Below are 14,321 nucleotides of genomic sequence, written 5' to 3' on the forward strand. Positions count from 1 at the left end.
TCCTCACTGAGCGGTGGTCGTGGCCGGCCGTGACGCGAAGGCGAGTCCGGCCGGAGGCGGCGGAAGACGGTCACCGACGGGGGCGGCGGCGTAGACGTAGGCGTCGGGGCGCAGAGCCACGGTGGTGACACCGTGCTCGATCAGCCAGGGGAGCAGGACGCCGTCGCTGTCGACGACCGCGCCGTCGGCCGGGCGCGATCCCACCGGCAGAACGGCCAGCGACTCGACGCCGAGGCGCTCCCACGCGGGCTGCGAGGTGGGCCGGCCGAGAGACAGCAGCAGCCAGCGGCCGCCGAGCGCGTCGTCCAGCCGTACGCGCTCGCCGTCGGGACCGGTCACCCAGGGCTGCGGAATCTGGTGCCCGGTCGCCTTGGTGCGCGGGCCGGCCTGCAAGCCGGCGTCGTAGCGGGCCACAGGGATCCAGTTCGAGTCCTGCAGCCAGTCGCCGAAGCCCGGTATGCGGTCCAGGGCCCGCAGGGCACCGTTGCGGACCCGGGTGACGGGGCGCCGGCGTTCGGTGATCATGCGGCCGACGAACACCGCTCTCTTGGTGACCTCCCTGACATGCGGTTTGCGTTCGGTCTCGTAGCTGTCGAGGACGCTTTCGGGCAGTTCACCGTGGATGACGGAGTTCAGCTTCCAGCAGAGGTTGGCCACGTCCCGGACGCCTGCGGCCATGCCCTGGCCGATCCACGGCGGCATGGCGTGCGCGGCGTCGCCGGCGAGGAACACCCGGCCGACCCTGAAGCGCGAGGCGAACCGGACATGGTGGCTGTAGACGGTGGCGCGCAGGACCCTGATGCTGTCGCGGCCGATCCCGTACCGGGAGATCAACCGGTACACGGCGTCTTCGGTGACCAGCTGCTTCTCGTCGTCTCCGGGCAGGAGGGGGAACTCGTAGCGGTGGTGGTCCAGTGGGGTCGGGCAGTCGACGGCCGGGCGGGCCGGGTCGCAGTGGAAGCGCAGCTTGTCGTGATCGGGCCAGGGCTTGAGCATCTTGGTGTCGATGACGATCCAGCGGTCCTCGTACGTCCGGCCTTCGTACCCGATGTTGAGCTGCGCGCGGGTGAGGCTGGAGCCGCCGTCGGCCGCGATCACGTAGGAGGCGCGCAGCCGGTGGACCGAGTCGTCGGCCGTGCCGACCACGGTCAGTTCCACCCCGTCGGCGTCCTGGCGCAGGCGCAGGCACTCGTGGCGCAGCAGGATCCTCACGTTCGGGTAGCGGTCGACGCCGTCACGCAGGACCTGCTCGAGGGCCGGCTGGTAGATGAACATCTGCGGCGGGTGGCCGTGGCCGCGTGAGGTGGGGGAGGCGCTGAGGAACGTACGGCCGTCGGCGTCGACGAAGTCCACCGGCCGCTCCGTCAGCATGTCCTGCTTGAGGCGCTCGGCCAGCCCGATCCGCTGCCAGATGCGGACGACCTCCTCGTCGGTGGAGATGGCTCGGGCGCGCGTGAAGATCTCGGCGTCCCGTTCCAGGACGACGACGCGGAGCCCCATCTCGCCCAGCAGGTTGGCCGCGGTCACGCCCGTCGGTCCGTAACCGATCACCGCCACGTCGTAGGCGCTGTCCTCGGCCTCTGCCCCGGCCGTGGTCTCGCTCATCAGGCCACCTCACTGTCGATCGCGTCGCACGATTCTTACCGTAGTGTTCATTCCAATTGGAACGAGTGCTACGGTAGGCTCATTGCCGGATAGGGTCAAGCAGCCGGCGAGAAGCGCACACCAGAGGGGCACCTGCCATGACGAAGCCGCAGACGACCCGCAAGAAGCGCGCGAACGGAGTGGAGTCGCGGCAGCGCATCCTCGACGCCGCCGTGGAGATCGCGGGCGAGCGGGGATACGAAGGCACATCGATCGCGGCCGTCAGCGCCAAGTGCGGCCTGCCGGCCAGCTCGATCTACTGGCATTTCAAGGACAAGGACGACTTGATCGCCGCGGTCATCGAGCGCAGCTTCGAAACGTGGCTCGCCGCCGTGGAGCTTCCGAGCGAAGAGACGGGCACCCCTCTGGAACGGGTCACCGCCATGGCGGGGAACGTGGGCAAGTCGCTGATCGACGCCCCCGACTTCCTCCGTCTCGGTCTGATGCTCGCGCTCGAACGGCGTCCCGCCGAACCCCGCGGCCGAACGGTGTTCCTCCAGGTCCGCGACATCGCGCGCGCGAAGATCGCCGAAATGGCCCAGGCGCTCGTCCCGGACCTCGACGAGGAGTCCGTGCACGCCCTGACGACCTACGCCGTCGCGGGCGCCGACGGGCTCTTCGTCCAGCGGGAGATCAACGGTGACGACGTCGACCTCGTGGCGATGTTCGAACTGCACGCCCAGCTGGTCTACGAAGCGGCGACGCGCATGGCGGCCAGGAGCAGGACATGAGGCCGGCGACCGCCCGGCGACGCACGGAGGCCGCCCGACTTCTACGCGAGGCCGAACGCCGCACGGCACCGGTCGAACCGCTCACCACGACGTGGCCCGCTCTTGATCTCGCCGACGCCTACGCCGTCCAGCAGGACAACGTCACCCACCGCCTGGCCACCGGCTCGACGGTGATCGGCCACAAGGTCGGTCTCACCTCAGCCCCGATGCGGAAACTGCTCGGCGTGCACGAGCCGGACTTCGGGCATCTGCTGGACGACATGGTCCACCGAGACGGCGGGACGGTACGCGCCGCCCGATACTGTGCCCCACGCGTCGAACCCGAGATCTGCTTCCGCCTCGCCCGGCCGCTGTACGGCCCCGGCGTAACCCTCCGTGACGTCCTGGCCGCGACCGATGCGGTCGCGCCCGCACTGGAGATCGTCGACAGCCGCATCCGCGACTGGCGGATCACCCTGGCCGACACCATCGCGGACAACGCCAGCTCCGCGGGACTCGTCTGCGGCTCCTGGACGCCGATGGCGTACGCACCCGATCTCGCAGCGGTGAACGTGGACCTGCTCGTCGGCGGAAGCCGCGTGGCAACCGGCAGCAGCAAGGAGGTCATGGGCCACCCGGCCGCCGCAGTCGCCTGGCTGGCCAACGCTCTCACTGTCTACGGCAAAGGGCTGGACCCCGGACACGTGATCCTGCCGGGCGCCATAACCACAGCCCCCTTCATCGGCGTCGGCCAGAAGGCAGAGGCACGTTTCGGAGCCCTCGGCACCGTGTCGGTGTCTTTCGTCTGACGACGGCCAGCCCCCCTCTGAGACGTCACGAACCACACTGGCGACTCTCTGACCATCCGCTCTCCCCCCACCCCCTCCTTCCGGCCGCCCAAAGGTCCTGCGCCATCGTCGAACCGGGATCCTTCACCACCCCGGACGCCGATGCCCAGAGCGCCGGGTGGGTCGGCAGTGCACGGTCGCCAGCCGGAAGAACTCCCCCGCCATGACCCGTAGAACGCATGAAAGGCCGCTTCATGTCCCCTTCGGCACAGCGCATCGACGTCCACCAGCATGTGGTGCCCGACTTCTACCGCGACGAGCTCGCCAAGGCCGGCATCGCCGACGCCGGCGGCCGCGCCCTGCCCGTTTGGAACCCCGAGTCCGCCCTGCAACTGATGGACCTGCTCGGCACCACCACATCGATCCTCTCCGTTTCCACACCCGGCACCGGCTTCCTCACCGCACCCGCCGAGGCCGTCGACCTGGCCCGACGCCTCAACGACCACTCCGCGACCCTGGTCTCCGACCACCCCGGCCGCTTCGGCTTCTTCGCCACCCTGCCCATGCCCGACGCCGACGCCTCGGCCACCGAGGCCGCGCGCGCACTGGACGAGCTGCGTGCCGACGGCGTCACCCTGCTCGCCAACAACCGGGGCACCTACCTCGGCGTGGACGGCCAGGACGCGCTGTGGCGGACGCTGGACGACCGGGGCGCGGTGGTCTTCATACACCCGGCCGAGCTGCCCGCTCCCCCGGTCGACGGCATTCCCGCCTTCGCCGCCGACTTCCTTCTGGACACCACCCGCGCCACCTATCTCTTGGTCCGCAACGGCATCCCTCGCCGCTACCCGAGCATCCGGTTCATCCTCAGCCACGCCGGCGGCTTCGTGCCGTACTCCTCACACCGAATGGCTCTCACCATCGCCGACGACACCGCGCGCAGCCCGCTCGACGTACTGGACGACTTTCGCTCCTTCTACTTCGACACCGCCCTGTCCTCCAGCCCTGCCGCCCTGCCCACCCTGCTCTCCTTCGCCCGCCCCGGACACGTCCTCTTCGGCAGCGACTGGCCCTTCGCCCCCGCTCCCGCCGGGCAGTACTTCGTGGGCGGCCTCGACGGCAACGCCGACGCGTCCACACTCAAGGCCGTCAACCGCACCAACGCCGAAGCACTCTTCCCCCGCCTTGCCACCACTCTCCCGGCGCCGCCCCCGGCCCTGCCGGCCCCGGTGCGCCTGCGCCACGCGGCGCAGCGCACCGCCGCGCGCCTGGTCTTCAAACTGTTCCAGCCCGGCACCGACTGAGACGAGTTCCTCATGGCCACCAGCCCCCACCGCACGTCCGACAACCAACCCAAAGACCGGCAGGACGCCACCGCGACCGGCCGGGCAGGCCACAACGGCGTCCTCTTCGCCATGTGCCTGTCCCTGGTCCTCGTCGTCGCCTCCGTCTCCGCGCTCAACCTCGCCCTGCCCGACCTCGCCATCGACCTGTCGGCCACCAACGCCTCACTGACCTGGATCGCCGACGGATACACCGTCGCCCTGGCCGCTCTCGTCCTGCCCCTCGGCGCCATCGGCGACCGGATCGGGCGCCGCAACGTCCTCGTCGCGGGGACCGTCGTCTTCGGCATCGCCTCCCTGGCCGCTTCCTTCGCGGACTCCACCACCACGCTCATCGCCTGGCGAGTCGTCATGGGCCTGGGGGCCGCGATGATCATGCCGGGCACGCTGTCCACGATCACCGCCGCCTTCCCTCCCGAGCAGCGCGTCAAGGGCGTGGCCACCTGGTCCGGATTCGCCGCCGCCGGAGCCATCATCGGCATGCTCGCCGCAGGGGCCCTGCTGGAGTGGTTCTCCTGGCGATCGATCTTCATCACCAGCGCCGCGACCGCCCTCGTGGCCGCCGTCGCCGCCCTCCTGCTGTCGCCCGACACCAAGGACGAGCACCCTTCCCCACCCGACGTGTCCGGGGCCGTCTTCACCGCTGTCGGGATCGGCACCCTCGTTTTCGCCATCATCGAAGGCAACGAGCGCGGCTGGACGGAACCCGTCGTGATCGCCGCCCTCACGGTCACGGTACTGGCCTTCACCGCGTACGCATGGCTCGGCCTGCGGCGTGAGCACCCTCTGCTCGATCCCGCGCTGTTCGGCATCCGCGGTTTCCGGGCCGGTGCGATCGTCGTCCTCGTACAGTTCATGGCCGTCTTCGGATTCTTCTTCGTCGGCCTGCAGTACCTGCAGCTCATCCTCGGCTACAGCCCGCTCAAGGCCGCCGCGGCCCTCGTACCCGTCGCGGTCGTCGTCCTACCCACCTCTCAGGTCACCCCCCACCTGGTGCGACGGGTCGGGATGAAGGCCACCATGACCGTCGGGCTGCTCCTGCTGAGCGCCGGCCTGTTCGTCATCTCCCGGCTCGACGTCGGCTCCGGTTACCTCCCGTTCCTCGCCGGACTCGTCCTGGCGGGCTTCGGCATCGGCCTGTCCGGGGCCGTGGGCACCTCTGCCATCACCGGCTCGCTCGGTCGCGGCCAGCAGGGAGTCGCCTCCGCGATGAACGACACCACCCGCGAGGTCGGCTCAGCCGTCGGCATCGCCCTCATGGGCTCGATCTACGGCAGCCACTACCGCTCGAACCTGCCCGACTCCCTCGACCAGCTCCCTTCCGAAGCCGCCGAGGCCGCACGCGACTCCGCCGCGGCGGGCCTGCACGTCGCCGATCAGCTCGGCGCCCGCGGCGCGCTCCTGGCGGACGGCGTCAAGTCCGCCTTCATGGACGGCCTGTCCGCCTCACTCGTCGCCGTCGGCGTCATCGTTCTCGCCGCAGCCGTCGGGTGCCTGTTCCGCGCGCCGAAGACACCACCGACGTCGGACTGAACTGCTGGCTGCCAGCCGTCCTGCGTACCTCTGGTAGCACAGGGCCTTCGGCTCCGAACGGCGCCGCCGACTGCAGCAAGGGCGCACCTCGGCCGCCCTCGTTCACCCCGATGGCACTGTCCAAGGCACCGCACGGGAGTCGGTGGACCCGTGAGATCCCTCCCGTTGCCGAGTGGGAGACAGCCCCGCGCGGCTTCCGGCAGTCCATGCCGGGAACCCGACCACGCCCCTCCCCGTCAGCCCGACCACTCGAAGGACCGCAGGTACCCGTCATGCAGTATCCCCTCCACGACGCGTGGGCCGGCCTGATCGACGACCGGTACGCGCTGCGCGAGATGATCGGCCGCGGCGGCATGGGCGAGGTCTGGTTGGCCGACGACCTGGTCCTGCGCCGCGCGGTAGCCGTGAAACTGATGCACACACAGCTCGCCCTCGACGACGTCGCCCAGAGCCGCTTCCAGCGCGAGGTCCGCGCGGCCGCCTCCCTCAACCATCCATGCGTCGCAGCCGTCTACGACGCAGGCTGGCTTCCGACAACGCCCCCACGTCCCTTCCTGGTCATGGAGCACATCTCCGGACGCACGGCCGCCGAACGGCTGAGGTCGGCCCCGCCCTCGGCGCAGGAAGCGGTCGCCTGGGTCGCGGGAACGCTGGAAGCACTCGCCTGCGCCCACGCGGCCGGGCTGGTCCACCGGGACATCAAGCCGGCCAATATCATGATCACCGCCGACGGGCTGGTCAAGGTCATGGACTTCGGGATCGCCCACATCTCCGATGATGGGCACGACAAGAGCGTGACGGGCACGGGCATCTCGGTCGGCACCACCGCGTACATGTCCCCCGAGCAGGCCCAGGGCCGGCCCGTCGACGCCCGCTCCGACCTCTACTCGACCGGCTGCATGCTCTACGAGCTCCTCACCGGCCGCCAGCCCTTCACCGGGGAGAGCCCGTTCGCCATCGCCTACCAGCACATGTGCGCAGACCCGCCGGCCCCGAGGGACCTCGGGGTGGAACTGCCCCCGCACGTCCAGGCGGCTCTTGCCCGTGCCATGGCCAAGAGCCCCGACGACCGGTTCGCCGACGCGGCGGCCATGCGTGACGCATTGCTCGCCCCTAGCGGTCACGGCGTCGCGCCTTCTCAGGACACTACGCTCGCGGGAGTGCCGGCCTTCCCGGAGGAGCAGGCGACAACGGCGCTCAGGTCCTCCAGGGGGTCCCGCGGTCCCCAGCGGGCGGCACTCGCGGCGCTGGTCTTTCTCGGCGCAGGCGCCGTCGTCACCGCTGTCATAGCTGCGGCTCCGGATGCGATACACGCCACCGGTCCCAGCACTCAGTCCTCGTCTTCCTCCTCCGCAAGCCCTTCGCCTGAGCCAGAGCCCTCCGCCAGTGGCCTGGAAGGCACCACCCGTCCCAGCAAAGGCGCCAGCCCGATGAGCCCTCATACATCGACGGAGCCTGCGACTCCGACCGTCGCCGTCCCCGGAAACCTGGTCGGGAAGACCCTCGCAGAAGCCAGAGCAGACCTGGCCGAGCTGGGCCTGAACATCGCACTCACTCCGCGCTCCAGCAGCGTCAGCACCAGCACCGTGATCGCAACCATCCCATCTGCCGGTACGCAGCTGAACCGCGGCGACACCGTTCTCCTCGCCACCCGGACCGATACGGAGGCACCCGCCAGTGCCACTCCAACGGGCGAATCGCCGAGCAGCAGCGCCAGCACCGCAAGCAGCAGCCCCAGCGCCTCGGAGTCGCCTACGACCGCCAGCACCGCCCCGGTGATCCGCCGACCGCCGATCCACCGCTGACAGGTCGACGCCGCCGCGACCAACCGGCATGTCCCGCGACACCCGCCTGATGGGCAATCAGATCTTGTGACGGCTCGCGTAGACGCGCGCTGCAAGGCAGCGAGAACTTCAGAAGGAGAGAGAGCATGAACGGACCAAAGAACGGCCGGGCAGTGCGGCGCACGCATCGCCGGAACGCGTTGATCGCGACGGCCCTGGCGCTGCTCGCCGCCACCGGCAGCGAGGTGTTGGCCACGCAGTACGCGCAGGACCGCATCGCTGACTCGGTTCAGCGGGACATCGGCCTCGACTCCGCTCCCCAGGTGCATGTGAACGGTTTTCCCGTGTCGCTTCAGCTGGCTCGAAAGGTGATCACCGAGGCTGACATCGACGCCGCGCAGGTTCCAGCCGACCTGAACGGCCGCGCCCTGACCATTCAGGATCTCGCCATCCATCTGCATGGAATACGCCAAGAACAGGGCGGACGGGAGCGGGCCGACGAGGCCGAGGTCACGGCGACCATCACATACGAAGACCTCTCGACCTTCTACGGGGTAGACATCAACCGAGGCAACGGCAACGACCACGTGGTAGCGACCACTCAGGTCCCGCTGCTTGGTCAGGTCTCGGCCTCCGCGCACGTCGGCGTCGCCGGCTCGAGAGCCATCGGGATCAACGACGTCCGACTCTCCGAGAACGTGCCTCCCACCGCGCGCACCCTGTTGGAGAAGGCATTGGAGCGACAGGCCCCGCTCGACAACCTGCCCGAAGGACTCGCACTGCAGTCCGTGGCCGTCACCGACCAGGGCATCATTGCCCTCATGACCGGGCATGATGTCAGGCTGCAGCCCCGCATCACCTAGCTACAGTCCCTGTTCCACAGGTCCGGCGGCAGCGCTGGCCGCCGCCGGTGACGCTCGGGTTGTCGGGGTACATGACCGTGGACTGGTGCAGCATGGCCTGGTCGTCAGGGTGCGGACATGAGTCCCCCTGCACGGTGCGGGCCCCTCCCGCCGGTTGCAGCCCTCTCAGCAGGCCGCCTGAGGCCGGGACGTACCGGGCACGTGTGCGGCCGAGTCTGTGCGCGGGCGGGGCCTCTGCCCGTTCACATGCCTCGGTCCACGCGAGCTTGGCTGCATGCTTGACGAAGCTGCCCGATGCGGTTTCCTGCCCTCAACGGTAGTTCGAGGCAGACAGCGATCCTGACCTCTTCCGGTTCGGCACGGTGCGATTGGGTGGCGGGGGATCACGCTGAAGAGTTGCCAGGCCGAAAGGTGACGTGGTCTCCGGTGAGGTGCGCGTAGAGGCCGCTCGACGTGGCGGTGACCGATCGCAGGTGCAGACCGTCGGGAAGGTTGCGCAGCTGAATGGGTTCCGTCAGAACCTTGTTGAGCAGAGCACGTCCCACAGCCGGCAGATCACCCTGGGTGGTGGTGACCTCGGTGAAGGCGATGCGGTTGGCGGAGATCGCTGTCACAGTGGTAGTCACGATGACCTGACCGCTGAACGGCAGGATCAGCTGCGCCTTGACCCTGCCGGGCTCGCGGTCTCCTGCGATCTCGAGGCCGAGTGCGTCCGACACGTCTTCGTACGACAGGAACGCCGTCGCTTCCACGGCTCGTGCGTTGGCCTGGTCTGCCTCGCTGGAGGTCTGCAACCCGTCCAGCCCAAGGGTGAGTCTGGTCAGCGGCAGCGGTCGGCTGGTGCCGCGGGCTGGTACGTCCTGGGCGGTGATGTCCACGTGCCGCAGAGTGCCGGAGGCCAACTGCGGCAGGACGGGAAAGCCGCGTACATCGACCGCGGGGCGCTCAGGAGTGCCCATTCCCTGCTGAAATGCTTTCGCTGTACGGCTCTCCGCACGACTCGCCGCGACACGGTCCACGATGACAGCTGTCGCCCCCACTGTGACCAGACAGACGGTGGCTATGACGGCCCCGCGGCGCATCCTCTGGCGCCGCGGGTAGGCAGGCGCGTAGTCGTCGACGGGCTCAGACCAGTGTCCGAGGCTGCTGTCATGGTGGTACGGGTTCATGATGTCCCCTTCTGTATGGGCTGGTCGAGCGGTCGAGTGTTCAGGAGGCGGACGCCGGGAGCGGTCCAGTAGACCGGGAGCACGTCCTGAGACCTCACATCGGCATTCAAGCGCCCCTCAGAACCGCGCAATCGTCCAGAACTTCGTCCGCTCGGTGGGTCAGTTGCCGTGAGAGGAATCGGGGAGTGGCGCGCTGGTGTCTGACGGGGCTGCGCTCGCCTCGTCCGAGGGTTTATCGGTGATGACCGTTACTGTGCTTCCCACGGCCACCTCGGCTCCGGGCTGCGGAATACTCGAGGTGACGACCGCATCCGATGCGCTGGACGCGTCGGAAGCGACACTGACCTGAAGCCCGAGGGACTGCAGGTCGCTCCGCGCCTCGGCAAGGGTCTTGCCCATGATGTCGGCGGGCACCTGGACTGTTTCCACCCGCTTGGCCACCTCAATGTCCACCGAGGAGTCCAGCTCGACCTCGGTGCCGTACGAGATGCTCTGTCTGATGACCGTTCCGGCTTCCAGCCCCCCATCTGCCTCGACCTCCGTCGCGCTGCCCAGCGCAAGGCCGTGTTCGGCGAGCAGCTCCTTGGCCTCGGAGACGGTTTTGCCGGTGAGATCCGGCACGGTGGACCTGTCGGCCGCCTTGGCCACGGTGAGGGTGATCTCGGTGCCCTTCTCGAGCTTGCGGCCACCTGCCGGATCCTGTTCGAGCACCGTTCCGGGCTTCTCCTCGGATTCGACGTGCCTGGGGCTCACCTTGAAGCCTTTGCCCTCCAGGATTCGCGACGCGTCGCCTTCGTCCTTGTCCGTGATGTCGGGGACCTCGACCTCCGGGGATCCGGTCGATACCACGACGTAGATCGTTTCTCCCCTGTCGACCTCTCCGCTCTGCGGGGTCTGGCTGCAAATGTGGTCCTTGGGTTGCTCCTCGCAGGGCGCGTTCTCGTCGACGGCGACCGTCAGGCCGGCGTTGTCTGCCGCGGTGCGCGCGTCGTCCAGAGTCTCACCGACGAGAGCTGGCACTGTCACGGTGTCGGCCGCGCCGTCGCTCCCGAACATCAGCCAGCCGATCAGCAATGCGCCCGCGACCACGAGGAGGCCTGTCGCGCCGAGCAGGACCGCAGCCTTCTTGTTGCTTCCGTCCGGCGGCTCCTCATCCGTGCCTTCCGGGAGCCCTCGCACTTCACTGCCCTCGTCCGTCTCCGAAGGGGAAGCAGTGATGACGGCAGATACTCCTCTTCCCAGGCAGGCCTCGACCTCGGCACGCATCTCGTCGGCGGACCGAGGCCTGAACTCGGGGTGTTTGGCCAGGGCACGCAAGACCATGGCGTCCATCTCGGGGGTGACCGCCGGGTTGTAGTGGCTCGGCGGCCACGGCGCGTCCTGCACGTGCTGGTGCATCACGGCCATCGGGGAGTCACCGGTGAACGGGGGCCGCAAAGCGAGCAGTTCGTACAGCAGGCAGCCGAGTGAGTACAGGTCGGAACGGTCGTCGGCCCGCAGTCCCATGGCCTGTTCGGGGGAGAGGTAGTGTGCGTTTCCGGCGATGGCCGATGTTCGGGTCAGGTCGCTGTCGCGGACGTCACGGGCGATCCCGAAGTCCATGACCTTGACCTGACCGGTATAGGTCAGCATGACGTTGGCGGGTTTGATGTCCTGATGCACGATGCCGCTGCGGTGTGCATGTCCAAGCGCCTGGAGTACGTCGATTGCCATGTCCAGGACATACTGGGGGCTCAATGTCTGTCCGGAGCGCAGGAGTGCGGACAGGGTAAACCCTTCGATGTACTCCGTCACGATGTACGGCAGGGACAGGCCGCCGTGCGGCGCCGTTCTGCCGACCAGCCCGTTATACGACATGTCCTCGCCGGTGTCGTAGACCGCGGCGATGGCCGGATGGTTCAGCGATGCGGCGGACTGCGCCTCGCGACGGAACCTGGCTTGGAGTTCGGGGTCCCGGGCCAGGTCGGAGCGCAGCGCCTTGACGGCGACGGCGCGATCGAGGCGGCTGTCGTGAGCCAGATGGACCTCGGCCATGCCGCCACGCCCGAGCAGGTGGCCCAGAACGTAGCGGCCGCCCAGAGTCCGCCCCACCTCACTGTGGGACGGCGTCGTAGGCCAGGCGGAGGCGCCGGCGTGGTGCGGTCCGTCACCACTGGCCCCATGGGCGCTGCCGGTATGCGAAGAGGCCCGATCGTCCGGCCCGCCGAGGCTCACTGGACGCCTTCGCGCGAGGCCGACGCACGGTACTGGGCGGCAATTGCACCAGTGAGATACAGGCGGGCAGGTTCTTCCGGGCGTTCGTGCGTGGCGGGTATGGACACGTCGCCATCCCTTTCGACTCAGAGGGCCGATGGTCATAGTTGCGCAGCAGTGTTCGGGTACTACTGAATCCGTCCGCAGAGGCCGGGCGGAGGTCAGGCGTGTCAGCTGAGTACGGGCAGCGGACGTGTGGCCACGGCCCAGGCCTCGCCGTGCGACAGACCGAACATGCACAGCAGGTTGGCCGCGAGGTGATCACTGGCCTTCTCGGCGTCCATGTGCGGCTCGGCGTCGAGTACCTGCATGAGCCCCAGAAGGGATCCTCCGGCACTCGCCAATGCCACTTCGAGGTCTCCGACGCGCAGGCGGCCTGCGGCCTCGCTTGCGCGCAGGAGTGCACGGCACCGAGGGGCCAGTCCGACAGAGGACACCAGGCGAGGGAGGCCCACGCGGAGCATGATGCGCGCGACCTGAGGATGGTTGCGCTGCAGACGGCACGTCAGCCGCACACCCACGGCGAACATCTCAGCGGAGTCGTCCAGGTTCGCAACCGTTGACTCCAGTCGCACGCCGTGCTGTTCGAGTGTCATCGACACGGCCGCTTCGAACAGGTCCGTCTTGTTGGCGAAATGCCCATAGAACGTACCGAAGCCGACGTTCGCCGCTTCGGTGATCTCTCGAATGCTCATGTCCGCGCGGTGCTGCTCGGCGAGTAAGCGCTGTGCCGCCCCCAGCAGGGCAGCTCGAGTACGCGCCCTCTGGCGGGAGAGACGTTCGGATTGACCGTTTTGCGGTAGATGGGTCGCGCAGGGTTTGTCCGCTGCTTCAGCCATGCACGACACGCTACTCATGTTGATGAGAAAATCAAAACCGATCTGTATAGACAAATCTGATTGATGCATCCGATGATCTCGTCAGTGCCGACAGGAGATCCGCCTCGACCGGATCCTGCCGAAACGTCCTGTGATCCTGCATCCCGCACGCTTCGCCCCGCACGCAGCCGGTCCGGGAGCGACGTGCGACTCCAGCAATCCTTGTCACTAGGAGTTGTCATGGTCCAAGGTGACCGTTCCCCTTCTCGCCGACTCGGTCGGCGAGGTGTGCTGAAGGCCGCCGGCATGGCCAGTGCCGCAGCGGTCGGCGGCACAACCGCGCTGGCCGCCAACACGGCGGCGGCTGTTGCCGCGGCACCGGCGTCACTCCCTGCGGGCAACTACCGCATCGACGTGCACTGCCACATCATCCCCGACTTCTACCGCGAGTCCCTGGCCGACCACGACATCACTGACATCGGTGGTGTGCCGGTCCCTGACTGGACTCCGAAGCTGGCGGTGGACTTCATGAACCGCTACGGGATCCAGACCCAGGTCGTGTCCGTCTCCGAACCGGGTGTCGAGTACCTGCCGACGTCCGACGCGCGTATGGAGATGGCCCAGAAGCTGAACGACTACATCAGCGAGATCCTGGTCCATACCCGTGACGCCAAACTGGCCCGGCGCTTCGGCGGCTTCGCGCTGCTTCCCCTGGGAGACCTGACCTCGCCGGACGACATCCAGAACGCCATCACCGAGGCCAGGCGGGCGATCAACGAGCTCAAGCTGGACGGTATCGGCATCTTCAGCAGCTACGCCGGGGTCTACCTGGGAGACCCCCGTCTCGACCCGCTGATGGAGGCGCTGGACGACCTGGGCGCGATGGTCTTCATCCACCCGGTCACCCCGCAGCACTACCCTGACCTGGACCTGCCGCCGTTCCTCTACGAGTTCACCTTCGACACCACCCGCGCGCTGGTCAACATGCTCTACAAGAAGATCTACACGCGCTACACGAGGATCCGCTGGCTCGGTGCACACGCCGGCGGGACACTGCCGTACATCTCGTACCGCACCAGCCTGCTCTATTCCAAGACCGTGGGACTGGCGCAACTGCTGGACCTCGACGGACTCGACGACGCCAACGTCCTGTACAGGCGGTTGTTCGTCGACACCGCCTTGTCTCCTGCTCCGCAGTCGATGAAGTCGGTCAAGGAGTTGACCGGCGTCGGTCACATCCTGTTCGCCACGGACTGGCCGTTCACCGCGGAACTGTTCCCGGCCGCCGGGGATCCCGCTCCTCAGCTCGATGAGGCCTTCACCTCGAACGAGCGGCTGAGGGTCGAGCGGGACAACGCGCGAAAGCAGTTCCCCCGTCTCGTCATGCGCCTGGAGAAGTGACCGGGAGCCCGCCTG

General features: G+C 68.2%; 11 protein-coding genes. 7 read left to right on the top strand and 4 right to left on the bottom strand.

The features are described from left to right. Window positions 1–3 precede the first annotated feature (3 nt). A complete protein-coding gene (locus ACFW22_RS10780; RefSeq protein WP_386401457.1) occupies window positions 4–1,605 on the bottom strand; it encodes a bifunctional 3-(3-hydroxy-phenyl)propionate/3-hydroxycinnamic acid hydroxylase in 1,602 nt (533 codons plus the stop codon). 137 nt (window positions 1,606–1,742) lie between these two features. Here ACFW22_RS10780 and ACFW22_RS10785 point away from each other — a divergent pair, with 137 nt between their 5' ends. The 6 genes from ACFW22_RS10785 (at window position 1,743) to ACFW22_RS10810 (ending at window position 8,665) form a co-directional block, all read left to right on the top strand. Continuing rightward, window positions 1,743–2,375: a TetR family transcriptional regulator gene (locus tag ACFW22_RS10785; protein WP_386401459.1), complete on the top strand. Its 633-nt coding sequence runs from the start codon at window positions 1,743–1,745 to the stop codon at window positions 2,373–2,375. Next, window positions 2,372–3,163 carry a 2-keto-4-pentenoate hydratase gene (locus ACFW22_RS10790; protein ID WP_386401461.1) on the top strand — a complete coding sequence of 264 codons (792 nt, stop codon included), beginning with the start codon at window positions 2,372–2,374 and terminating at the stop codon, window positions 3,161–3,163. The genes ACFW22_RS10785 and ACFW22_RS10790 overlap by 4 nt, the downstream gene beginning before the upstream one ends. A 233-nt stretch (window positions 3,164–3,396) precedes the next feature. Further along, window positions 3,397–4,446, top strand: coding sequence for an amidohydrolase family protein (locus ACFW22_RS10795; protein ID WP_386401463.1), 1,050 nt, complete (start codon window positions 3,397–3,399; stop codon window positions 4,444–4,446). Window positions 4,447–4,458: 12 nt separating this feature from the next. Further along, window positions 4,459–6,018 (top strand): MFS transporter, encoded by a 1,560-nt coding sequence (locus ACFW22_RS10800; RefSeq protein ID WP_386401465.1) that lies wholly within the window; start codon window positions 4,459–4,461, stop codon window positions 6,016–6,018. Window positions 6,019–6,290: 272 nt separating this feature from the next. Next, the gene (locus tag ACFW22_RS10805) at window positions 6,291–7,823 is read left to right on the top strand and encodes a protein kinase (RefSeq protein WP_386401467.1); all 1,533 of its coding nucleotides are present in this window, start codon (window positions 6,291–6,293) and stop codon (window positions 7,821–7,823) included. Window positions 7,824–7,948: 125 nt separating this feature from the next. Next, window positions 7,949–8,665 (top strand): DUF2993 domain-containing protein, encoded by a 717-nt coding sequence (locus ACFW22_RS10810; protein WP_386401469.1) that lies wholly within the window; start codon window positions 7,949–7,951, stop codon window positions 8,663–8,665. A gap of 383 nt (window positions 8,666–9,048) precedes the next feature. Here ACFW22_RS10810 and ACFW22_RS10815 read toward each other — a convergent pair whose 3' ends face one another. The 3 genes from ACFW22_RS10815 to ACFW22_RS10825 form a co-directional block, all read right to left on the bottom strand. Continuing rightward, window positions 9,049–9,834: a DUF2993 domain-containing protein gene (locus ACFW22_RS10815; RefSeq protein WP_386401471.1), complete on the bottom strand. Its 786-nt coding sequence runs from the start codon at window positions 9,832–9,834 to the stop codon at window positions 9,049–9,051. A 159-nt stretch (window positions 9,835–9,993) separates the two neighbouring features. Then, on the bottom strand, window positions 9,994–11,925 hold the full coding sequence (locus tag ACFW22_RS10820; protein WP_386401473.1) for a PASTA domain-containing protein: 1,932 nt from the start codon (window positions 11,923–11,925) through the stop codon (window positions 9,994–9,996). 332 nt (window positions 11,926–12,257) lie between these two features. Continuing rightward, window positions 12,258–12,980: a TetR/AcrR family transcriptional regulator gene (locus ACFW22_RS10825; RefSeq protein ID WP_386401475.1), complete on the bottom strand. Its 723-nt coding sequence runs from the start codon at window positions 12,978–12,980 to the stop codon at window positions 12,258–12,260. A gap of 231 nt (window positions 12,981–13,211) precedes the next feature. On the opposite strand from ACFW22_RS10825, the gene ACFW22_RS10830 reads away from it, so the two are divergent. After that, entirely contained in the window at window positions 13,212–14,306 is a 1,095-nt protein-coding gene (locus ACFW22_RS10830) for an amidohydrolase family protein (protein WP_386401477.1), read from the top strand. Window positions 14,307–14,321: the final 15 nt, after the last annotated feature.

It is taken from the genome of Streptomyces sp. NPDC058872 (genome assembly GCF_042743065.1).
Lineage (GTDB): Bacteria > Actinomycetota > Actinomycetes > Streptomycetales > Streptomycetaceae > Streptomyces.